The organism is Burkholderia pseudomultivorans (assembly GCF_001718415.1).
In the GTDB taxonomy this organism is placed as follows: domain Bacteria; phylum Pseudomonadota; class Gammaproteobacteria; order Burkholderiales; family Burkholderiaceae; genus Burkholderia; species Burkholderia pseudomultivorans_A.
Map to the genome: position 1 here is coordinate 1596985 of NZ_CP013378.1, position 20415 is coordinate 1617399.

General features: G+C 64.2%; 20 protein-coding genes, 1 tRNA gene and 2 pseudogenes. 15 read left to right on the top strand and 8 right to left on the bottom strand.

What is annotated here, in order from left to right; translation table 11 throughout:
• Positions 1 to 55: 55 nt before the first annotated feature.
• The 4 genes from WS57_RS19765 (at position 56) to WS57_RS38080 (ending at position 2603) form a co-directional block, all read left to right on the top strand.
• Entirely contained in the window at positions 56 to 574 is a 519-nt protein-coding gene (locus tag WS57_RS19765; RefSeq protein ID WP_009691895.1) for a ClpXP protease specificity-enhancing factor, read from the top strand.
• A gap of 19 nt (positions 575 to 593) precedes the next feature.
• Positions 594 to 669: transfer RNA gene (locus WS57_RS19770), tRNA-Thr, on the top strand.
• Positions 670 to 1058: 389 nt separating this feature from the next.
• The gene (locus tag WS57_RS19775; protein WP_155741157.1) at positions 1059 to 1706 is read left to right on the top strand and encodes a hypothetical protein; all 648 of its coding nucleotides are present in this window, start codon (positions 1059 to 1061) and stop codon (positions 1704 to 1706) included.
• A 27-nt stretch (positions 1707 to 1733) separates the two neighbouring features.
• Complete coding sequence (locus WS57_RS38080; protein WP_069244745.1) at positions 1734 to 2603, top strand: DUF6708 domain-containing protein; 870 nt, start codon at positions 1734 to 1736, stop codon at positions 2601 to 2603.
• A gap of 86 nt (positions 2604 to 2689) precedes the next feature.
• Here WS57_RS38080 and WS57_RS19785 read toward each other — a convergent pair.
• Together WS57_RS19785 and WS57_RS37660 are read right to left on the bottom strand one after the other, a co-directional pair.
• Positions 2690 to 3061: pseudogene (locus WS57_RS19785) on the bottom strand (DUF1493 family protein).
• Positions 3062 to 3064: 3 nt separating this feature from the next.
• Positions 3065 to 3223 (bottom strand): annotated as a pseudogene (locus tag WS57_RS37660) (STM2901 family protein); the annotation flags it as partial.
• A gap of 942 nt (positions 3224 to 4165) precedes the next feature.
• On the opposite strand from WS57_RS37660, the gene WS57_RS19790 reads away from it, so the two are divergent.
• Positions 4166 to 5314: a glycosyltransferase gene (locus WS57_RS19790; protein ID WP_040126523.1), complete on the top strand. Its 1149-nt coding sequence runs from the start codon at positions 4166 to 4168 to the stop codon at positions 5312 to 5314.
• 27 nt (positions 5315 to 5341) lie between these two features.
• Positions 5342 to 6421, top strand: a complete 1080-nt coding sequence (locus tag WS57_RS19795) for a glycosyltransferase family 4 protein (RefSeq protein ID WP_059515316.1) — start codon at positions 5342 to 5344, stop codon at positions 6419 to 6421.
• 52 nt (positions 6422 to 6473) lie between these two features.
• Here WS57_RS19795 and WS57_RS19800 read toward each other — a convergent pair whose 3' ends face one another.
• Both WS57_RS19800 and WS57_RS19805 read right to left on the bottom strand, forming a co-directional pair.
• Positions 6474 to 7544, bottom strand: a complete 1071-nt coding sequence (locus WS57_RS19800) for a glycosyltransferase family 2 protein (RefSeq protein ID WP_069244746.1) — start codon at positions 7542 to 7544, stop codon at positions 6474 to 6476.
• A gap of 50 nt (positions 7545 to 7594) precedes the next feature.
• Positions 7595 to 8851 (bottom strand): oligosaccharide flippase family protein, encoded by a 1257-nt coding sequence (locus WS57_RS19805; protein ID WP_059515381.1) that lies wholly within the window; start codon positions 8849 to 8851, stop codon positions 7595 to 7597.
• Between the two features lie 414 nt (positions 8852 to 9265).
• Between WS57_RS19805 and WS57_RS19810 the strand changes: the two genes are divergently transcribed.
• Together WS57_RS19810 and WS57_RS19815 are read left to right on the top strand one after the other, a co-directional pair.
• A complete protein-coding gene (locus tag WS57_RS19810) occupies positions 9266 to 10642 on the top strand; it encodes an oligosaccharide repeat unit polymerase (protein WP_069245457.1) in 1377 nt (458 codons plus the stop codon).
• Positions 10643 to 10966: 324 nt separating this feature from the next.
• Positions 10967 to 11170: a hypothetical protein gene (locus WS57_RS19815; protein ID WP_009691906.1), complete on the top strand. Its 204-nt coding sequence runs from the start codon at positions 10967 to 10969 to the stop codon at positions 11168 to 11170.
• A gap of 99 nt (positions 11171 to 11269) precedes the next feature.
• Here WS57_RS19815 and WS57_RS19820 read toward each other — a convergent pair whose 3' ends face one another.
• Positions 11270 to 12070: a transporter substrate-binding domain-containing protein gene (locus WS57_RS19820; protein ID WP_009691907.1), complete on the bottom strand. Its 801-nt coding sequence runs from the start codon at positions 12068 to 12070 to the stop codon at positions 11270 to 11272.
• A gap of 204 nt (positions 12071 to 12274) precedes the next feature.
• On the opposite strand from WS57_RS19820, the gene WS57_RS19825 reads away from it, so the two are divergent.
• Both WS57_RS19825 and WS57_RS19830 read left to right on the top strand, forming a co-directional pair.
• On the top strand, positions 12275 to 12748 hold the full coding sequence (locus tag WS57_RS19825; RefSeq protein ID WP_155741156.1) for a hypothetical protein: 474 nt from the start codon (positions 12275 to 12277) through the stop codon (positions 12746 to 12748).
• A gap of 162 nt (positions 12749 to 12910) precedes the next feature.
• Entirely contained in the window at positions 12911 to 13228 is a 318-nt protein-coding gene (locus WS57_RS19830; protein ID WP_059515308.1) for a DUF7716 domain-containing protein, read from the top strand.
• A gap of 120 nt (positions 13229 to 13348) precedes the next feature.
• On the opposite strand, the gene icmH is transcribed toward WS57_RS19830, so the two are convergent.
• The 3 genes from icmH to tssJ all read right to left on the bottom strand — a co-directional run bounded on the left by icmH (position 13349) and on the right by tssJ (position 16188).
• Positions 13349 to 14131 (bottom strand): type IVB secretion system protein IcmH/DotU, encoded by a 783-nt coding sequence (gene icmH, locus WS57_RS19835; protein ID WP_009691910.1) that lies wholly within the window; start codon positions 14129 to 14131, stop codon positions 13349 to 13351.
• Entirely contained in the window at positions 14128 to 15474 is a 1347-nt protein-coding gene (gene tssK / locus WS57_RS19840) for a type VI secretion system baseplate subunit TssK (RefSeq protein WP_009691911.1), read from the bottom strand. Before tssK ends, icmH begins: the two co-directional genes overlap by 4 nt.
• A gap of 102 nt (positions 15475 to 15576) precedes the next feature.
• On the bottom strand, positions 15577 to 16188 hold the full coding sequence (gene tssJ, locus WS57_RS19845; RefSeq protein ID WP_059482934.1) for a type VI secretion system lipoprotein TssJ: 612 nt from the start codon (positions 16186 to 16188) through the stop codon (positions 15577 to 15579).
• A gap of 374 nt (positions 16189 to 16562) precedes the next feature.
• On the opposite strand from tssJ, the gene WS57_RS19850 reads away from it, so the two are divergent.
• The 5 genes from WS57_RS19850 to tssE all read left to right on the top strand — a co-directional run bounded on the left by WS57_RS19850 (position 16563) and on the right by tssE (position 20386).
• Positions 16563 to 17201, top strand: coding sequence for a tetratricopeptide repeat protein (locus WS57_RS19850; RefSeq protein ID WP_040126529.1), 639 nt, complete (start codon positions 16563 to 16565; stop codon positions 17199 to 17201).
• A gap of 40 nt (positions 17202 to 17241) precedes the next feature.
• A complete protein-coding gene (gene tssB / locus WS57_RS19855; protein WP_006484395.1) occupies positions 17242 to 17757 on the top strand; it encodes a type VI secretion system contractile sheath small subunit in 516 nt (171 codons plus the stop codon).
• Positions 17758 to 17772: 15 nt separating this feature from the next.
• Positions 17773 to 19263, top strand: coding sequence for a type VI secretion system contractile sheath large subunit (tssC, locus tag WS57_RS19860; RefSeq protein WP_009691914.1), 1491 nt, complete (start codon positions 17773 to 17775; stop codon positions 19261 to 19263).
• A gap of 70 nt (positions 19264 to 19333) precedes the next feature.
• The gene (locus WS57_RS19865) at positions 19334 to 19837 is read left to right on the top strand and encodes an Hcp family type VI secretion system effector (protein WP_009691915.1); all 504 of its coding nucleotides are present in this window, start codon (positions 19334 to 19336) and stop codon (positions 19835 to 19837) included.
• 63 nt (positions 19838 to 19900) lie between these two features.
• Positions 19901 to 20386, top strand: coding sequence for a type VI secretion system baseplate subunit TssE (tssE, locus tag WS57_RS19870; protein ID WP_009691916.1), 486 nt, complete (start codon positions 19901 to 19903; stop codon positions 20384 to 20386).
• The last annotated feature ends 29 nt before the right edge of the window (positions 20387 to 20415 follow it).

A 20415-nucleotide genomic window follows, 5' to 3' on the forward strand; every position in this document is an offset into this window, starting at 1 on the left:
TGACGGAGCGGGCGATGCGGCTGGCCGCGCGCCCGCTCCGGGTTCGAGGATTGTGATGCAAGAGATTTCAACGAAGCCTTATTTGCTGCGTGCGCTGTACGAGTGGTGCACCGATAACGGTTACACGCCGCATATCGCGGTGAGGGTCGACAACTCGACGCGTGTGCCGCGTCAGTTCGTGCGTGACGGCGAGATCGTGCTCAACATCAGCTTCGAGGCGACGAGCCAGCTGCAGATGGGCAACGAGTGGATCGAGTTCACCGCGCGGTTTTCCGGCAAGGCGCACAAGATCGAGATTCCCGTGGCCAACGTGCTCGCGATCTATGCGCGCGAGAACGGGCAGGGGATGGCGTTCCAGGTCGATGCGGTGGCGGGCGAGGGCGAGGATTCGGGCGCGTTCGACGACGCGGACGAAACGCCGGGCGACGAGCCGGGCGCGCCGGCGGCGGGCTTGACGCCGGTCGCCGACAGCGGCGCGAACGAGGAGCCTTCGGAAGGCGCCGACGAGCCGCCGAAAACCGACGGCGATGGTTCGAAAGGCGGCAGCAGACCTCGCCTCAAGATCGTGAAATGAGGTAGAATCTCACGCTTACGCCGGCTTAGCTCATCTGGTAGAGCAGTTGATTTGTAATCATCAGGTGGCGGGTTCGAGTCCTGCAGCCGGCACCATATCTCTTTCCGAGGGCAATCCTCGGGAATCGGAAACCCGTGATAGCTTCAACGGTTCACGGGTTTTTTTACGCCCGAAGCGCTCGGCGTCATGTGCCGGCGCGGCGATGGGCCTCGCTCCGATCCGCTTCGGGCTTCGAGCAGGTGGATTGCTTCCCTTCCCGTCGGTATCGGTAGACGGATCGAATAAATTGCCTGCGAAAAGGCTGACGGTGAACGAGGAGCCTTCGCTCGACAGCGTTCGAACTATCGACGCGAAAGACGGTGTTTTATGGAGCTGGGGTCTCGCAGGCTTGCGAGATACGACGGTGTGAAGCGGGAGGTTTTCGAGAACCCCTGCGATCGCGCCTGATGCTGCAACGAGTGACTGTCGGTGCGGGAGCGGTGAAATGAAAGAGCGTGTCATCGGGGTATTGCTGTTTTCCGTTGCTGCCGGCATGAGTCACGCGCAGACGCAGCCGGACGGAAACCCGCCCAATTCGAACGAAAGAGCCGCGGCGATTCAGCGTGCGTTCAATCCGACCGCGCGTATCGACGAATACAAGACACGCATCGATTTCGACCGGAAATTTGCGGCTGACGACGGCCGAATGATTGTCGCGTTCGACTGGAGCACGCTCGCGACGGCGCAAGTCCCCGGCCTGCAGTCGTTGAAGATCGAGCACGCGGAACAGTACGTCAACGAAACCGGACCGCTCAAAACGATCCGCGAATATGTTTTCAACGGCGATTTCGATGGCGCGCGCGTGTCGATCACGATTGCTCAGGGCCGCGACCGCTTCGCCGCCGCGGACTATTTCTTCCACGAGACAACCTCGTCGTCGACAGCTCGGGTTCCATTCGAGACGGGCCCTGCTGGTCTCGGAAGCGTATCGGTCCAGAGCGTCGCCGGCAGGCCAGGGCGGGGATTCGTATGGATCTACAAGAACCTGTGCTTCGTCGTGTCGAGCGCTTCGGCCGATGCGGCACGAGATCTCGGGCAACGCTTGCAGGCGCTCGCGGAGGCTCATACGGTGAACGCCGATGGCACGTCTTGAGCGCCGAACCGGAAGAGGGACATCGACATGAAAAACCACAAGAACGACTACCGGGTCCTGTTGCCGGAGTGGAACCAGGCGGATCCGTATTTCAACCGGTTCCCCGGCAAACTGGCGAGAACACGGCAGGGCGTCACGCCGCCGTGGCGCGTGGCAAGCGACGACAAGCGGCGGCCTGTCCACGAGATGGCCAGCACCTGCGATTCCCTTTTGAACATTTATCCGAATGCGATCGAGATTGGTACGCCGATGGGTGCCGGCGGGAAAGCGGTGTTTCTGATACTCGGCACGCTGGTTGGACTATTTTGCACGTTGGGTGTGGGCTTCGTCGCAGCGCTGACTTTGCAGGAAGTCCCTGTCCTCGGCTTGTTCATATCCGCTGCCACCGTGCTGTTCCTTTTGTTTGCAGTGTTCTGCCTTCGGGCGGCACTTTTTTCTCCCCGAGATCTCCCCGTCCTTTTCAATCGGAAGGATCGCAGCGTGAGCTTCATTCCTTATGTAACGCCCTCGTTCTGGCGATTCTGGGAGAAAGGGGGAGCAGGCGCTGTGCGCACACGCGCGTGGGACGACGTGAAGGTTCGCTCCTACAAATGGACGCAACTGACGGGCGCTGCGGCCCGCGAATCGTATTTCCTGTCGCTGTTATGGGGCGACGTCGATAATCCGCGCTCGTGCGCGGAGATCGTCAATATCGGCTACACCGGGTGGTGGGAGGACGCAATGCTTTGGCGGCTGTATGAGCATATCCGGCGCTACATGGAGGAGGACGGGCCGCCGATTCCGCATGGAGAAGGATTACGTCGGACCGGTACCGGCAAACTGCCCGCCTTCCCTGCGGCGATCATTGCTGCAGCCGGCGGCGAGACGCCCACGGGGGAGCAGGTTACCGGCGTTTGATGCGCTGAAGAGAGCGGTTTCCCGGTTCCGCTTTGGTACCGTTTAGCCGCACTTTTTACACAGCGCCGTTAACCGAATTTCGCGGTTTAATTGACGCTGCCTGACGACGCTTCAATCGCCTCCGTTTCCCACTTCCCCCGCCGCGTCGCCTCCGCGAGCATTCCCAAGGTCAACGGTACTCGCGCCGGCCGACGGTGCCGCTTCGAGAACAGCCCGACCAAAGACGACAGCAGTTCCTGGCCCTCCGGGCCGAAATATCGCCGGTACGGGAAGTCCTTGGCATCGACGTTGAACGCCTCGGCTCACTTATCGATGAATTCGACCGCATCGAGGCCCGTAACGCCGAGGTCTTGCTCCAGCCGCGACGCTGGCTGCAGGTCCAATTTCCCGCCGAACAGCGGCCGGCCAAGTTCCGCGCGCGTGAAGGCTTCCAGCCGTTCCCAGATATCGTCTTTCATAGCTCAGAGCAGCCGGTCTTCGGGCTTGACGAGGTGGTTATACGTCACCACGGTATTACGCATGATCATGAACGCGTCGCTGGCCAGAAACACCTCACCCACGACCGGAATGGTCCGCCCGATCCATGCCCCCAGTCGGCGCGTGAAGGCGATCCGAATACCGTCATGCACTTTTCTCCTTTTGGCGGGGGGGCGCTGCTCTCTCAGCGTGTGCCAAAGTCCCGGCGAAGGAGATACTACAGTATCGGCTTGGATCGTCACTTACAGGGGCAGGAGATGGCGGCCAGCGCTGCTTCCCGGCTCTCAACACCGGCACAGATCATTGCGGCAGTCGGCGGCGCGACGCTCGCAGTAGAGCCGGGCACCGGCGCTCGCCGCGCACAAGGACGCCGCGCACGGCTATAACCGCCCCGGCGCGGTAAAGACGAAGACCTATCGTCTGTTCGCCGGCGGCAAAGCGGAATGGACCTGTTACTTCGCGCCGGTCACCGACGCGCAATATGCCGAGACGCAAAACTACACGGTCGAGCGCGCGCTGTCGGAGACGGCGAAGGCGCTGCATTGATTTCCGTTTCGCGCGCCTTCCAATACACGCACATTCAACTCCACGCCTGGCGATAGCGCGCCGTCGGCCGTGCGTCCTTATACCAACTGGACCAACTTGGGCCCCGCGTGCGAAATCCCGCTCGCGTCACGCCTAATGTAAGCCATCGCACCCAGTGCGTCGTGCGCCCGACGCACAATGCTCCAGACAAACGGGATCCCGCGTTCTCGACAGGAACCTGCCGCCACACGACTTTGAGTCGCGTTCGGCGCGGGTGTGTGAAGCGATGCACTGAAACCGAAGCGCGTCCGTTGCGCCGCATTGCTTCGCGCAAGCACGTATCGACGCGCCGCTTTCGCGTGGGGTGACGACGTCATGCACGGGAAAGCATCTACCCGACACTGCACCAGCCGGAACAGCGCGACGACGCCTGAACAGCGCTTCCGTTCAGTTCGCCAAATAACTTAGGAATCTTAACCGCCATGAAAACATCGTGATGAGTCGGCTGTCCGGTCCGAAAGCGGGCGATTGAAAACACGGTTGAATGAATAGGTTCCAAGATGTCCACTGAAAGACTCGTTCACATTGCCGAAGCGTTTGGCGGAGGCGTGTTTTCGATGCTTGCCACGCTTTCCAACCAGGCCGCGGCGACCGGCATCGACGTGACGGTGCTGCATGCGATTCGACCGGAAACGCCGAGCGATTTCGCCACGTTCTTTCATCCCGACGTGAAGCTCGTCTACGTCGACATGGTTCGCGAGGTCAATGCAAGAAAGGACTGGAGCAGCGTACGCGCACTGGTCGGACATCTGCGCGACTGCAAGCCGACGGTGATTCACCTTCATTCGTCGAAGGCCGGCGTGCTCGGGCGGATCGCGGCGAGGATCGCCGCGCCGAATGCGAAGGTGCTCTATTCGCCCCACGGGCTTTCGTTTCTGCGTCGCGATGTGTCGCGCGCCAAGCAGTTCGCGTACCTCAGTTTCGAGCGCATCGCGGCCCGCATGGGTGGAACGGTGGTTGCCTGCTCGCGGAGCGAACTCGGCGAGATCAAGGAAAAGGTTCGCGCGAAATCGGCGGTTCTGGTGGAAAACGGCGTCGACGTGGTTGAAATCCCGGCACGCCGGATGCACGGCGACGCAGGAATCACGATCGGGATGAGCGGGCGGGCGTCGTTCCAGAAAAACCACGAAGCATTCGTGCGTCTTGCCGATGAACTGCACGGCCCGGACGTCAGGTTCCTGTGGATCGGCGGCAACGCCGACGAGGTTCCCGATCGTCGGGCGAGCCACGCCGTCGTGTGCAGCGGCTGGGTGACGCGCGCGCGCGCACTGGAGTTGACGTCCGGGCTGGACATCTACGTGCAGACGTCGCGCTGGGAAGGCATGCCGGTGGCGCTGATCGAGGCCCAGGTTGCGGGCATTCCCGCCGTGGTGACGGACGTCGTCGGCAACCGCGACGTGATCATTCACGGCGTGACCGGCTATATCGCGTCGAGCGACGAAGAGATGGCCGCCTATCTGGCCATGCTGCGGGACGACCGCCAGCTTCGCGAACAGATGGGCGCGGCAGCCCGGCAATTGGCGAGTTACCGATTCTCGATGAGCACGATCTTCCGGCAGTGGCTGTCGCTTTACGGACTGCGCACCGATCGACCGGCCACCGACGCGCCGGGCTTCAAGCGCGCCGCTCCATATCAAGCGATGCGCTAGTTCCGATTCCGATATCCGATCGTCGATATGAGCACTTTGAACAGAACGAAAAAACTCGTCTATAACGGCCGGTTCACCTGCCAGAAAACCACCGGCGTACAACGCGTCGCGCGCGAATTGATCGCCGCGCTGGTGCGCTTGCAGCCCCACGACCCCGTGACGGTGTACGTTCCGCCGCAGCCCGGCGTGGCAGTGAACGGCGCGAAGACGGTCGTGGTCGGGTTCTTCAAAGGCGTGATCTGGGAACAACTGGTGCTGCCGTTCTTTGCACGCCGCAATCGCATCGTGAACCTCAGCAATTCGGCATCGATCTTTCTCGGCAACCAGATCGTCTATATGCACGACGCGGCGGTATTCGACACGCCTGCGCACTTTTCCCGGCGCTTTCGCGTGTGGTATCGCATCATGTTCTGGATTCTCGCGAGAACGTCCGTCTGCGTGCTGACCAATTCCTACTTCTCGCGCGATCGTCTCGCGCTCCACTGCGGCGTTGCACGCGAACGGATCGGCGTCGTGCCGCTGGGATCGGATCATCTCGATGCGCTCGAACCGGACGCGAGCGTGCTGAAGGAACTCGCGTTGACGCCGCATCGATTCGTGCTCGCGGTCAGCAGCATGAATCCGACGAAGAACTTCGCTCGCCTGATCGATGCGTTCCGGAAAATCGACGATCCGTCGATCGATCTGGTGATCGTCGGCATGCGCAATGCGACCGTGTTCGGAAAACAGCACGACATGTCGGCGGCCGAGCCGAACATCAAATATGCAGGCTACATCAGCGATGAAAAGCTGAAGGCGTTGTATCAGAACGCGACCTGCTTCCTGTATCCGTCGATCTACGAAGGCTTCGGGATACCGCCTCTCGAGGCGATGCGCTACGGTTGCCCGACCATCGTCGGGCGCGCCGCCGCGTTGCCGGAAGTGTGCGCCGATGCGGCGCTTTACTGCGACCCGTATTCGTCGAACGATATCGCCGACAAGTTGCGGACCCTGCTGGGATCCGACGCGCTCAGGGAGGACCTGACGCGGCGCGGATATGTGCAGGCGGAGCAATACCGCTGGAGCAAAAGCGCCGAGGCGATGACGAAAATCTTCAACGAGCTGTAGTCGAACCTGCGGCGCGCCGCGAACCGCGGCGCGTCGCGGCCGACGGATCTCATCAGACCGCCTGCCGATCCTGTGCGCCCGCGGGCCGCGTATCGTCGCCGTGCTTGCGCGCGCGAGACAACGGGTTGGCGAGATAGCGAATCGCACGGTCGCTGAGCGTCGACGACGGCAGCAGGCATGCGAGCGACAGCCCGGCGACGGCCAGTTTCTTGAACGGCCGCCAGAACGGATTGCGCAGCACCGTATGCCAGTAGCGTCCCGACTCGTGGCAGAACCAGTGCCAGCGCCGCGCGAGCGGTGCGCGATACAGCGTGCTCGCAAACAGCGCCTTCTCGATCGCGAAGTCGAGCGGCGCGATCGGCAGCGATTCGTGCAGCCGTGCACCGGCGAGCGCGCGCAGCGTCGTCCAGCGGCGTCCGGCCTTCAATGCGCCGGTGGCCGCATCTTCCGCATTGCCGAAAGCCAGGTCGGCCGCGTTGCCGGCTGCGTGCGTGCCGGACGGATGGTGGATCCGGTAGCCGCCGAGCGCCGCGTCGATCATATGGACGGCGCCGAGCAGCGCTATGCCGTAGATTGCGTAGAAGTCGGCGCCATGCAGGTTGTCGGCCGTGACGGGCACCGGAAAGATGCGCTTGAGCGCATCGGTCCGATAGGCGTTGCCCGAGGCGGGCGGCGACGGGTAGAGCCAGCCCTCCCGCAGCAGGCGCCCGCAGTCCGCGTCGATTACCGATTGCGGAACGGTGACGCCCGTGAGCGCGCCGGCCTGCGTGATCACGTCGAGCCGGAAATGCACCTTCACGAAATCGCCTGACGCGAAGGCGGCCAGCACGCGCGTGGCCGCGTCGGCGTAGAGCAGGTCGTCCGCGTCGAGCAGGATCACGTACGGCGTGGCGACATGTTCGAGCGCGCGGTTGTAGGCCGCGACCTGGCCGCGATTCTCCTGGAAGACCGCGAAGATGCGGTCGCCGTACGAGCGGATGATGTCGCGCGAATCGTCGGTGGAACCGTCGTCGACGACCAGTACGCGAATGCCGTCCGCCTGCTGCGCGAGCGCGGAATCGATCGCGCTGCGCAGGTACGCGGCATGGTTGTAGTTGCAGATTGCAATGGTCAGGCTTGCCATGGACGGCTCCCGGAATGGCAGGGTTCGACGCGTTCGGTCGGGGTGGCGCGCTAGCGTCGCGCGGCCGCGCTGCCGATCAGCGGAATGCGCGCGCGATAGACGACGGTCGCGAGCGCGGCGGCGATCGCCGTCTCCGCGAGCAGCACGGCGACGGCCGCGCCTTGTTCGGCAAAGTGCTTCGCCAGCACCGGCACCAGCACGATGTTGAGGATCCCGGACGACATCAGGATTCGCGTGAACGCGGTCTTCATGCCGAGCGGCAGCAGCGTCTGCACGCCGAACAGGTCGGTCATGCCGGCCATGAACGGGATGAACGCCATCCAGCGAAGCACGTTGACGGTCGGCTCGTACGACGGTCCATACAGAACACGCACGGCCAGCGGCGCGCCGAAGAAGATCACGAGCGAAATCGACAGCACCATCGCGACCTGCACGATGAACAGCTTGCGCAGCAGCGAGAACGCGTCGTCGCGCGCGTGCCGCATCAGGTAGTTGATGCGCGGGTAGGCGGCGGTCTTGAGCGGCCCGAGCAGGCTGAGCGCCGCGCGAATCAGCTTGTCGCCGGCCGCGAAGTAGCCTGCCGCGACGTTGCCCGACACGAAGCCGAGCAGCACCGTGTTGGTCGACGCATAGAACGCGACCGACGTCGACGCGAGAAACACCTGCCAGCCGCCCCGCAGCGATTCGGCGATGTCGGCGATACGCACGCGAACGAACTCGATTTCGCGATTGACACGCAGGTAGACGGCGAGCGCGATCGACGATCCGAGCGGCACGGCGGCGTTGATGAGCATCGCGGTATCGAGATCGGCGGGACCGTGCACGAACAGGAACATTGCCGGAATGGTCAGCACGCGGCCGCAAGTCAGGATCAGGGCGAGTGCGCGCAGCTTCTCCACGCCCTGGAAATACCAGCCCGGCGTGAACGCCGCGCCCACGACCATTCCGAAGCCGATCAACAGCAGCGCGCGATTCTCGGCGAAGCGTCCGACCACGAAGGTCAGTACGACCAGCACGACGAAGCTGACGGCGGCGATGCCGATCTGCGCGAACAGCGTGGCCCAGAAGATGCGCGACCGCTCGGCGCGATCGTCGCGTGCATGCGCGATGCGCGGCGTGGCGGTCAGGTCGAAGCTGTAGCTCGTGCAGTTGAAGAAGTACGCGATGACCGCGAGCGAGAATGCGAGCTGACCGTAGCCTGCCGGCCCGAGCGCGCGCGTGAGCAGCGGCGCGATCAGCAATGGCGCGGCATACATCGAGATCTGCAGCGTCAGCAGCAGCAGGAAATTCTTCTTGAGGTTTGACATTCGCTCGATCGGCGCCGTGAAGTCTCGCCCGACGACGATTGCCGGCGTCGGGCGGGTGCGCGGCCGGTCGACGCGGACCGGGCTGCCTCGATTCATGACCGGCACCGCCGTTGCCGGTTTCGCCCGGCGACGCCGAATGCAGTCACGTCTATGGCGGCCATGATACGGCGCGTGCGTGGCGGCTTTGTTCGCGAGCCAACCGTTCGGCGATTCGTTGCGCGGCGCACGGGAATTCACGGGCCCGTTTTTCGGGGTGCGGTCCCGCCAGCGTATGAAGATTGCCGTTCGGTGCGCTCGCTCACAGACGCGCGACACGGTGCGGTGTTCAATCCGGTATCGGCGCACGGGCGGCCGTGCGGGCCGGCTCCGCGGCACGCGCGCGGGCCGTGCGCGGCAAGCGACGGAACGGACATCATGAACGAACGAGCGGCGGCGGGTGCGCGCACCCGACTGCGACAGGCCGGGACGGCGGTGCGCGGGACCTTGCGCGCGCGACGCGCGGCGGGCGGCTATGCGGGCTACTGGTGGGAGGATCCCGCACGCCTCGTGCTGATCTTCATCCTGCCGTTGTACGGATTGCTGTCGCTCAGCCTGCTGGGCGACCAGAAATCGATTGCACGGCTCTATTTCGACGGCTATTACGCGTTCGCCGGTGCGTTGTTCCTGCTGGTCGTGATGGCGACGGCATGGTTCGCGACGACCGAGGCGGAGTCGCGGCCGGGGCCGGCGGCGGCGCCGATCGAGCTGCCGCCGCGCGTGCTCGATTTCCTGTTCGCGCTCGCGCTGTTCGGCTATCTCGTGATGATGAGCGGCATCATCACGCACCCGGCATTGCTGCTCGCGTTCCTGCACGGCGACGCGACCACCTACGTCATGCTCGAGCAGGTCGGGCGGATCGCCGGCCTGAGTTCGTTCACGCAGGCAACGGCGCCGTTCGTCGCGCTCTATTTCTACGTGTTCCGCACGCCGGTGAAGGGCCTGAACCGCTACAAGGTGTACATGGTCGTGCTCGGCGTGCTGACACTGCTGCGCAGCTTCATCTTCGCCGAGCGGCTGGCGCTGATCGAGATGATGCTGCCGTTCGCGCTGATGGTCGTGCGGTTCCGGCTCGGCGGCCGATATTCCGCGGTGCTGAGATTCGGGCCGTACGCGGCTATTCCGCTGCTGTTCGCGCTGTTCATCGCCAACGAGTACAACCGCTCGTGGGAAGCCTATTACGTCAACATCTACGACAACGTGTTCGATTTCGCGCTCGAGCGGCTCGGCCTGTACTACTCGACGGCGCTGAACAACGGCGCGGGGATCGTGAGCGTGCTCGGCTGGGGGAGCGGTCATCCGATGTTCACGTTCGACTGGCTGGTGCGCTTTCCGGTGATTGGCGCGATATTCCAGCCGTGGCTCGACTCGACCGACAGCATCACCGTGTTCCTGAACAGCTATGCCGATCCGGAATTCAACAACCCGTCGGGCATCTTCGTCCACTTCTACGAATGGGGCTGGTTCGGGCTGCTCGATGCGGTCGTGCTGGGCTGGGCGCTCGGCCGCAGCTACGCGGGATGGCGCAGCGGCAACGGGTTCTGGTGCTGCGCGCACGCCGTCCTCTATGTGTCGCTGATGGAGGTCATGCGCACGCCGAACCTGTTCAGCGGGCGCAACTTCCTGCCGATCGTGCTGCCGATCCTGATATTCCGCTGGTTCGCGAAGCGGCCGGCGCGCGTGTTGCCGGCGGCCGGACGGGAACGGCGTGGAGTGGCCGCGCAAGCGGCGGGAGGCGCGGCCGATATCGGTTGATTGTCGGCTGCTGCGCAATGCGCACGCCGACGTCGCACGGCCGTTCGCGCACGATGCGCGCGATGTCGTTGCGCCCCCGTTTTGCTGTCACGGCTACGTCACGAAGCGCCCCTAACGTTGCACTTCCCGTCGCGGCGGCACGCCCGTTGCGCGCCGCGCGGGTATGCGATCGCCCCGGTTCGGGGCGGTGCCGCGCGCCTGCGACGCCGTGCCTGCGTCGCGGGCAGCCCGCGACGTTTCATGCCCGTCGGGTGTGCGCAATGACATTCGCCGAACGAGCGCGACGCTGATCGCCTCGGATCGAGCGATCAGGAGACAAAGTCCATGTTGAGTCCGCATGAATTCTCGATGCTGCTCCGCGTCGCGCGTGCGCCGGACAGCGTCGATCCGTCGAATCCGGCATTCGCGGTGCTCGTCGAGAAGCAGCTGGTCGACGACACGCAGAGCCGCACGAACGCGGTGGCCGCGCGTCCTGCGCTGACGCCGACCGGCCAGATGCTGCTCGCGCGGTTCGACGAGGCGGCCTGACCGGAAAGGCGCACGCCGTCCGGAACCGCACGACGTTTAGCGACGGGCGTCACGCCCTTTGCGCAAGCGAAGGACGCGACGCGTCGAAGTGCAGCGCGATTACTGCGCGACCGGTACCGTTACGTCGCTGCCGAACCAGTGCATCGAGATCTTCTTCAGCGTGCCGTCGTTGCGCAGCGAAGTCAGCGCGTCGTTGATCGCCTTCTCGAACTTCGGATTGCCCTTGCGGAACGGGATCGCCATTTCCTGCTTGCCGCCGTTCAGCACGGCGCCGGGGCGCAGCGGAAGGTTCGAGGTCTTGATCATGTACGGCAGCATCAGGCGGTCGTCGAGCGTCGCCTCGATCCGGCCGGCGGCGAGATCGCGCAGCTTCTCCGGCGCGCCCGGATAGGTCTGCACCTCGATGCCCGGCACGGCGCGCGCCATCTGGTCATAGTTGGTGCCGAGCGTCACGCCGAGCTTCTTGCCCTTGAAGTCTTCGAGCGACTTGAAGTCGCGCGTATCGTCCTTGCGCTGGATCAGCTGCGCGGCCGAATACGTGTAGGGCTGGCTGAAGTCGAGCGCTTCCTTGCGCTGCGGCGTGATCGTGACCTGGTTGACGATCACGTCGAACTTGCCGGCCTGCAGGCCGGCGATGATGCCGCTCCATTCGGTCGGCACGAACTGCGTCTTCACGCCGAGCTTGCCGGCGACCGCGTTGGCGACGTCGACGTCGAAGCCCTCGAGCTGCCCCGACGTGCCGCGCGAGTTGAACGGCGGATACGTGCCTTCGAGACCGACGCGCAGCACGCCGGCCTTCTTCACGGAGTCGAGCAGGTCTTCCGCGTGGGCGGCGACGGCCGTGAAGCCGAGGGCCGACGCGAGCAGCAGGCCCGACAGCAGGAACTTCGAACGTTTCATTGCAGATCTCCAGGTTTCGATGTCGTGTAGTGAGCGCCGGATCTCGAGCGGATCCGGCGGGGCCGGAGTACGGGCACATAGACGCTACTCGCAACCGGGCCGCGCTGGAAGCGGAATTGACACGGATTGCAAACGGTTTCATCGAGTGACAGGCGCGTGAGGGCGGCCGCGGAAGTCCGTGCCGGATGGACATCGCGCGGCGACGTGGCGTACCTTTGCGGTTTTGCCGTGGCGGTGCAACACGCGGCAACGCAGGCGGAGGGAAGCGATGAAGTCGTATTGCAGCGAGGGGGGCCGCCGCGCCGTCGGGCGGCCGGAAACGCAACGGGCGGCGGCATGACGAGTCATTTCGCGTCGCTGGAGGCCGCGCGCCGTGCGCATCCGGTCCGGATCGCGGATTGGGGATACCTGTGTTGCCGCGAAGCGGATCTCGCTGCGTCGGGCGTCGCGTTCTTCGACGACGTCGAGGATCCCGGAGTATGCCGGCGCGCGGCGTTTTCAGGGAAGGGCGGTCGCCTTGTCGTGCTGACCGTTCATCGCGCCGCGCGGTGCGACACGGTCTTGTTCGCGTCGGATGCGCGGATTGCCGGGCGCGACGACTGGCTGGCCGTGCTGCCCGATGAGTTCGCTGGGTGGGGCGATGCGTTCGAGGTCGTGTATTTCGGTCGGCCGGTCTGATCGAGGCCCGAGGACCGGAAGACAACTGCCTGCACGCGGAATTGGCATAATCACGGCTCGTCGACCATGCGCCCTCCGCGCCGCAGGCGGCGCGTGCCAGCGATCGCCGGTTGCGATTGCGCGGCCGTCTCGACGCATTTCACCCGTTACCACCGCAATACCATGTCGACCACCCCCGCGACCGAAGTGTCGCTGAAGCACATTCTCGAACGTCCGGGCGATTTTTCCGGATGGCTGTACCTGCCGCCGATGCCGTGGACGCTCGACACCGAAGGCGCATTCTCCGAGGACCACCCCGATGCGGACGACGACGCGGTCCCGGCCGTCGCCCGGCAGCGGGGCTGGCAGATCACGCTGGACAGCGCGACGATCGAGGACATCGTGATCAATGCGCACGACCAGATCGACGAGCCGAGCATCGCGCAGTTGCTCGACGCATTTTCCTTCTACGTCGAGAACGACGCGTTCATCCTGTTCTGACGACACGCGAATCGCGCACCACCGCGCGCGGCAACGATCGACCTCCACTTCACCATGAAGAAAGGACCGCTCGTGAACTGCAGCGGTCCTTTCACCTTCATATGACGTACGCGCCGCCGCTTACGGCAACGAAATCGTCAAATTGGCCGACTCCGGCCCGACCTTGATCACCTGCGAATAAGGGGCGAGCGCCTGCAGCGTCTTGTCCTTCAGATAGGTATTGAGCCCGAGATACCCGAGCAGCGCGACGAGCGCGAACACAGCGCCGATCGCCCACACCGGCACTTCGCGCTTGAGCCGATGCGCGATCTGGTCCGGCAGCGGCCAGTGCGGCGCGAACGGCGCGCGCTTGCCCTTCATGTGCGCGATTTCGTCGCCGAGCCGTGCGGTCAGGTAGGCCAGCTTCTCCGGCCCTTCCAGCAGATACTTCCCCTGGAAACCGAGCAGCAGGCACATGTGGAACACCTCGAGCGACTGCAGCCGCGCCGCGCCCTGCGCGCGGCAATCCTCGAGATACGTGAAGAACTTCTCGCCCGCGAGCTGCTCGCCGAACAGCACGAGCTGCAGCGGCCGGCGCTCCCAATCCGGGCGGATCTTGAACTGCGACGACAGCACCATCTCGTCGACGGCCGCGCAGTACGCGAACTTCGCGCTGTATACGTCCTCGGCAGCGATGTTCAGCTTCTTCGCGCCGCGCTCGAAATCGGACAGGAATTCCTGGATGCGCGTGCTGAATTCGCTCGCGCTGTCCGGCTCGCGGCCGTTCTTGAGCAGGAACAGCATGAAGAAACCGTCGTACAGCAGGTCGAGCAGCGAGCGGGCCTGGAACGCGGCGTCCGTCGACGCCGGGGTATGCATGGGGGCCGGCGCGTTGTCGCCGAACAGGGAAGGCGCGTAGCTCATGATGTGACCGCGATCAGTTCGAATTTCAGGTCATTGATGCCAGTCGGCGCGTAGATCATCGCGGACTGGGCCTGCAGCATGCGCTCGTACAGCGCGCCGCGCGAATCGAGCGCGAAGTAGCATGCGCCGGGGCGCACCGGAATCGCGGGCGGCACCTGCGGCGTATACGCGAGCCGCACGCCGGGCATCGCCGACAGCACGAGCTTGTCGACGTCGTCGGGTGCGCCGACCTTGAAGCGGGCCGGCACGGCCTCGACGAGCTCGACGCTCGGCAGGTCCGCGGACACCGCGAGGTAGAACGCGGTCTTCTCGTCGATCTTGCCGGAGTCGAGCCGGCCGAGATGGAACGACGGACGCACTTCGTCGAGCGTGATCGCGAAGTAGCGCGTCGAGATCACGGTGTCGAGCAGCTCGCGCAGCATCAGGTCGAGGCGCGCGAAGCTCGGCCCCGGATCGTCGTGGCGGTACACGGGCAGATCGGCCAGCGAATAGCCTTTCGAGAACGTCATCAGCTGGCCCGCGAGGCGCAGCAGTTCCTGGAACAGCCGTTCGGGGTGCAGCGCCGCGTGCTGGTGCAGGTGCGCCAGCGTCGCGAACGCGGCGTTTGCGGTGTGCAGCAGCCAGAACGACGCGATGTCGCCGGAGCGGAATTCGATGATGTTCTTCGACGGCTCGCGGTGAAAGCCGTACAGCGCGTTCACCTTCGCCTGCAGCGCGTCGATCAGCTGGCGCAGCCGCTGGTGCAGGATCGGCGATGCGTCGATCGCGAGGCACGGCGGCACGAAGCTGTCGTCGATCTCGAAGCCGGACGTCGCGGTGCGGCGCACGCGCACGAGCGGCACCGACAGCAGCTGGTCGCGCGGCTCGCTGTGCGCGATCAGCTTCACCTGCGTCTTCAGGAACGTGATGTCGGCCTCGGCCGCATCGGTGAAGTTGTCGGCGACGCTGGTCTGCTCGCTGACGAAGCGCGTCGTGAAGCCGGCAGCCGGATCGTCGCTGTAGTTGGTGCCGTTCTCGCGCAGCGGATGCAGCGCGAGATAGAACACGAATTCGTTGATGCCGTCGGGCAGCGTGTCCAGTGCGATCGGCGGCGGCAGGTCGTCCGCCTGCGGCGCCGCATAGAGCGCGCCGTCCGGAAACACGAGCGCCAGCTCGGCGACGCGCAGCACGTTGCTGCCGAGCGCATCGCGGTCGATGCGCACCGAGCGCACGCCCCAGTTGTACGGCTGGATCGCCTGGATGGACTCGAACAGGCGCGCTTCGTGGTACGCATCCTGCCGCTGAAAATGTTGAGGCCGGAGGAACAGCCCTTCCCCCCACAGCACCTTGGCCGAATAACTCATGTCAAATCCGGTTAATGTGGCGTTGCGATGTAATCGATTTGTTCGTGCCCGAATTAAATCGCCAAGTGTTAACTCTTGTTAATTGACATTCGTGCGTCATGTTTAACCGCAGCTCACCGACGAAAGCAAATTGAGCGGCTGTGACGGCGCACCCTGTTGCGGTGCGATGACCGTGCCGTCGGTGACCGTCATCGCGCAGTTATGCAGGCCGATGATTATGCCGGATTTCTCCGACTTTGCCGGATCGAACGTCAGTTTCCATCGCTGGATTGCGGGATCGCGGAACAGCGCGACAATGCCGAACGCCTGCGCTTCGCGCGAAACCTTTTCGGTCGCCGTATAGCGCTGGCCCGGAATCAGCGTGATTTCGCGCACGTTCAGCAGGTCGGCGCCCAATGCGGCCTTTTCCTTGGTCGGATCGGTAAATGCGTCGAACGGCGCCTGCTGGAATGAGGTCGGGTCCTTCAGCGCATAGAGTCGCACGACGAGCGCGAGCGGCTTGTTGTCGGTCGCGGCGTTCAGGTTCGGCGCCGCGGCGAGCGTGATGCCGATGTTGCGCGGCGGCTTCTGCGCGTCGGGCACTTCGGGCTTGCCGATGCCGGCGGCCGACATGACGGCGCTCGCGGCGGAGCCGAGCAGCGGGGCGGCCGCGCAGCCGGCCAGTAGCGCGCAGGCGGCCAGCGTCAGCGCGTAGCGAATCATGGTCGGTCTCATCGTGTTTCCGGCGTGTCGCCTTTTGCTCCCTGTCAAATCTACCGGGCATTTCAGCGTCGACGCGAATGCCGGTCGTCCTACCGATCAACTATTAAGCAGCGCGCGTCGCGACAGGCATTCGGAAATTTTTTCCGCCGTCCGGGCGGCCCGCCCGGGAACCAGTAAAACTTGCGCGTTCCGGCCGCCAGGAAAATCGTCGCGCACGTGCTGCGACAGGCTTTTCGAGGGGGTAGCGCCCGGTTTTAAAAGGAATTACTCTGCACGCGACGATTGAATTATGAAAAATTGATCGGTACTATACCCGCGCGCTTCTTGCAAAGCAAAAGAACCAGATTCTCAACGATTTTAAAACTCACGCGCCGGTGGATATAACGATGAAAGACCGTCTCTTCGCAAAATTGTCCGGGGTAGTGCTGGCCTGCGGCGTGATCGCCGGCTGTGCGACCCAGCCGACGCCGCCGACCGCCGATGTATTCAACAAGTCGCTGGCCGATGCGGACGCGGTTGCGAAATCGGGTGATCAGGACAAGGCGCTCGGCCTTTACCAGCAGCTCGCGAAGTCGGATCCGACGCGCGAGGAACCGTGGTCGCGCATCGCGCAGATCCAGTTCGCCCAGAACCACTACGGCCAGGCGATCGTCGCCGCCCAGGAAGCGCTGCAGCGCGATGCGACCGACCGTCAGGCGAAGAGCGTGCTGGCCGTCGCGGGCCTGCGCATCGCGACGCAGTCGCTCGGCGAGCTGCGTCAGGACGCCTCGCTCGCGGGCGATGCGAAGTCGGACGCGCAGGCGCTGGCGAAGCAGCTGCGCGAAACGCTGGGCGAGAACGCGCTGTTCCCGCCGGAGCAGAAGACTCAGCCGAAGAAATGGACGCGCACCAAGCTGCATCGTCCGAAAGTAACGGCCCGTACAGAGGCCGCCGACAGCGGCGCGGCAACCACGCCGCCCCCGCCCCCGCCGGTGAGCTCCGGCACGCCGCAGAAGGGCGGCGATCCGTTCAGCGCGCTGCGCTGAGCGGATCGACCAAACCACAACCAACCTGGGAGCCGTCGAGATGGCCAAGAAAGAGAGCATTCAGAAAAGCTTGCAAAAAATACGGCCGCCGCGCGTCCAGCTGACCTACGAGGTCGAGAAGGGCGACGCGATCGAGGTGAAGGAATTGCCGTTCGTCGTCGGGGTCGTCGGCGATCTGGCGGGCCAGTCCGAGATCGAGCAGCCGAAGCTGCGCGACCGCAAGTTCGTCAATATCGACCGCGACAACTTCGACGACGTGATGAAGGCGATCGAGCCGCGCGCCGCGTTCCAGGTGGAAAACCGCCTGAGCCCGGAAGGCGGCAAGTTCGCGGTCGACCTGAAGTTCCGTTCGCTGTCGGACTTCAGCCCGGACGAAGTCGTCGAACAGGTCGAGCCGCTGCGCCGCCTGCTCGAGGCGCGCTCGAAGCTCGCCGACCTGCGCAACAAGCTGGCCGGCAACGACAAGCTCGAGGATCTGCTGTCCGAGGTGCTGAAGAACACGCAGCAGCTGCAGGAGCTCGCGAAGGGCACGGGCGGCGACAAAGACGGCGAATGACGACGGAGTGTTGAGATGAACCAGCAAACGGCTCCGGCCCAAGCAAGCGGCGCGGAATACGCCGCCGGGACTTCGCTGCTCGACGATATCGTCGAGAAGAGCAAGGTCGCGAAATCCGATTCCGAGCACGCGCGCGCGAAGGACCTGATCGGCGAACTCGTGCATCAGGTGCTCGACGGCACGGTGATCGTGTCGGACAACCTGTCGGCGACGATTGACGCCCGCGTCGCGGAGCTCGACCGCCTGATCTCGACGCAGCTGTCCGCGGTGATGCATGCGCCGGAATTCCAGCGCCTCGAAAGCACGTGGCGCGGACTGGATTACCTGGTCAAGGAGAGCAACACCGGCCAGACGATCAAGATCAAGGCGCTGCATGCGCCGAAGCGCGACCTCGTGCGCGACTTCAAGGGCGCGAGCGAGTTCGACCAGAGCGCGCTGTTCAAGAAGGTCTACGAAGAAGAGTTCGGCACGTTCGGCGGCTCGCCGTTCGGCGCGCTGATCGGCGACTACGAGATCTCGCGCCAGCCGGAAGACATGTACTTCATCGAGCAGATGTCGCACGTCGCGGCGGCCGCGCACGCGCCGTTCATCGCGTCGGCGTCGCCCGAGCTGCTCGGCCTCGAGTCGTTCGCCGATCTCGGCAAGCCGCGCGATCTCGGCAAGGTGTTCGACACGGTCGAATACGCGAAGTGGAAGTCGTTCCGCGATTCCGAGGATTCGCGCTACGTCGGCCTCACGCTGCCGCGCTTCCTCGGCCGCCTGCCGTTCAATCCGAAGGACGGCCAGACCGCCGAGAACTTCAACTTCGTCGAGGACGTCGACGGCACCGACCACGACAAGTATCTGTGGTGCAACGCCGCGTGGGCATTTGCCGCCCGCCTCACGGCCGCATTCGACGACTTCGGCTGGTGCGCGGCGATCCGCGGCGTCGAAGGCGGCGGCCTCGTCGAGGACCTGCCGACCCACACGTTCAAGACCGACGACGGCGAAGTCGCGCTGAAGTGCCCGACCGAGATCGCGATCACCGATCGCCGCGAGAAGGAGCTGAGCGACCTCGGCTTCATCCCGCTCGTCCATTGCAAGAATTCTGATTACGCCGCGTTCTTCGCCGCGCAATCGGTGCAGAAACCGAAGAAATACAGCACCGACAGCGCGAACGCGAACGCCGTCCTGTCCGCCCAGCTTCAGTACATCTTCTCGGTATCGCGCGTCGCGCACTACCTGAAGGCGATGATGCGCGACAAGATCGGCAGCTTCGCATCGGCGCAGAACGTGGAGACTTTCCTCAACCGGTGGATTTCGCAGTACGTCCTGCTCGATGACAACGCGTCGCAGGAACAGAAGGCGCAATTCCCGCTGCGCGAGGCATCCATACAAGTAGCGGAGATTCCGGGCAAGCCGGGCTCGTATCGTTCGGTCGCGTTCCTGCGCCCGCACTTCCAGCTCGACGAACTCTCGATTTCTCTGCGGCTTGTCGCTGATCTGCCCAAACCGGCAAATTCATAAGCGAGCAAATCGCCTGGGCGGGCCGCCTGGGTAGGACGTTAAAACCACCTCTTTGGGGAGTCGAAGGGCCATGTTACATATGCACTTGCAGTTTGGTAGTCCGGCGGTGAAGGGCGAATCCGCGGACAAGGACCATCAGGGCTGGATCGAACTGAAATCGTGGGATCACTCGATCCTGCAGCCGCGTTCGGCAACCGCATCGACCGCAGGCGGTCACACGATGACGCGTTGCGAGCACGGCGACATGATCTTCACGAAGGAAATCGATTCGTCGAGCCCGCTGCTGTATCAGCACGCGTCGGGCGGCACCACGTTCGACGAAGTGACGGTCCATTTCTCGCGCGCGGACGGTGAAGGCAAGCGCGTGCAGTACCTGGAAGTCAAGCTGAAGTACGTGATCATCTCGAGCATCGCGCCGAGCGTCCGCGAGGAAGGCCTGCCGATCGAGACGTTCTCGCTGAAGTATGCAGCCGTGCAGTGGAAGCAGACCCAGCAGAAGATCGGCGGCAACCAGGGCGGCAACACGCAGGGCGCCTGGAGCCTGACCAAGAACGACAAGACCTACGCGGTCTAAGGTCGGTTGCGGCAACGGGGCGCGCGGCGCTCCGTTGCCGTTTTTCGCAGCAGATGCCGGCCGATGAAACGCTTCGAGCCCAGTTTTCTCGACAAGCTGTTCGACGACGAACCGCACCTGCCGGCCTCGGCGGCGATGCGGCAATTGTCGCTGGACGAGCTGAAGAACACGGTCGCCCGCGACGTCGAGGCGATCCTCAATACCCGTATCGCGCACACCGAGTCCGAACTGGCCGCGCTGCCGGAGTGCCAGAAGTCGGTGCTGACCTACGGGCTGAACGATTTCGCCGGGCTGAGCCTCGCGAGCCACTACGATCGCGCGTTCATCTGCAAGTCGATCCAGCAGGCCATCGCGCGCCATGAGCCGCGGCTGCAGCAGGTGCAGGTGACGTTCGAGCTGAACGAGCAGTCGACCAACGCGCTCTATTTCGCGATCCAGGCGCTGCTCGTCGTGCACCCGGCAGAGGAGCCGGTCAGCTTCGACGCGATGCTGCAACCGTCGACACTGCAGTATTCGGTGACGCGCGCGCGCGCGGCGCGAATGCCGTAATTCAAGCCGCCGAGCGGGCCGGACCGCCC

Excerpts from the sequence above, each read along its gene's own strand:
- WS57_RS19775 (WP_155741157.1), top strand. The coding sequence starts at position 1,059 with ATGAAAGAGCGTGTCATCGGGGTATTGCTGTTTTCCGTTGCTGCCGGC.
- WS57_RS19815 (WP_009691906.1), top strand. The coding sequence starts at position 10,967 with ATGTTGAGTCCGCATGAATTCTCGATGCTGCTCCGCGTCGCGCGTGCG.
- icmH (WP_009691910.1), bottom strand. The coding sequence starts at position 14,131 with ATGAGCTACGCGCCTTCCCTGTTCGGCGACAACGCGCCGGCCCCCATG.
- WS57_RS19800 (WP_069244746.1), bottom strand. The coding sequence starts at position 7,544 with ATGGCAAGCCTGACCATTGCAATCTGCAACTACAACCATGCCGCGTAC.
- WS57_RS19790 (WP_040126523.1), top strand. The coding sequence starts at position 4,166 with ATGTCCACTGAAAGACTCGTTCACATTGCCGAAGCGTTTGGCGGAGGC.
- WS57_RS19765 (WP_009691895.1), top strand. The coding sequence starts at position 56 with ATGCAAGAGATTTCAACGAAGCCTTATTTGCTGCGTGCGCTGTACGAG.
- tssC (WP_009691914.1), top strand. The coding sequence starts at position 17,773 with ATGAACCAGCAAACGGCTCCGGCCCAAGCAAGCGGCGCGGAATACGCC.
- WS57_RS19795 (WP_059515316.1), top strand. The coding sequence starts at position 5,342 with ATGAGCACTTTGAACAGAACGAAAAAACTCGTCTATAACGGCCGGTTC.
- WS57_RS19830 (WP_059515308.1), top strand. The coding sequence starts at position 12,911 with ATGTCGACCACCCCCGCGACCGAAGTGTCGCTGAAGCACATTCTCGAA.
- WS57_RS19820 (WP_009691907.1), bottom strand. The coding sequence starts at position 12,070 with ATGAAACGTTCGAAGTTCCTGCTGTCGGGCCTGCTGCTCGCGTCGGCC.
- WS57_RS19850 (WP_040126529.1), top strand. The coding sequence starts at position 16,563 with ATGAAAGACCGTCTCTTCGCAAAATTGTCCGGGGTAGTGCTGGCCTGC.
- WS57_RS38080 (WP_069244745.1), top strand. The coding sequence starts at position 1,734 with ATGAAAAACCACAAGAACGACTACCGGGTCCTGTTGCCGGAGTGGAAC.
- tssE (WP_009691916.1), top strand. The coding sequence starts at position 19,901 with ATGAAACGCTTCGAGCCCAGTTTTCTCGACAAGCTGTTCGACGACGAA.
- WS57_RS19810 (WP_069245457.1), top strand. The coding sequence starts at position 9,266 with ATGAACGAACGAGCGGCGGCGGGTGCGCGCACCCGACTGCGACAGGCC.
- WS57_RS19865 (WP_009691915.1), top strand. The coding sequence starts at position 19,334 with ATGTTACATATGCACTTGCAGTTTGGTAGTCCGGCGGTGAAGGGCGAA.
- WS57_RS19805 (WP_059515381.1), bottom strand. The coding sequence starts at position 8,851 with ATGTCAAACCTCAAGAAGAATTTCCTGCTGCTGCTGACGCTGCAGATC.
- tssK (WP_009691911.1), bottom strand. The coding sequence starts at position 15,474 with ATGAGTTATTCGGCCAAGGTGCTGTGGGGGGAAGGGCTGTTCCTCCGG.
- tssJ (WP_059482934.1), bottom strand. The coding sequence starts at position 16,188 with ATGAGACCGACCATGATTCGCTACGCGCTGACGCTGGCCGCCTGCGCG.
- tssB (WP_006484395.1), top strand. The coding sequence starts at position 17,242 with ATGGCCAAGAAAGAGAGCATTCAGAAAAGCTTGCAAAAAATACGGCCG.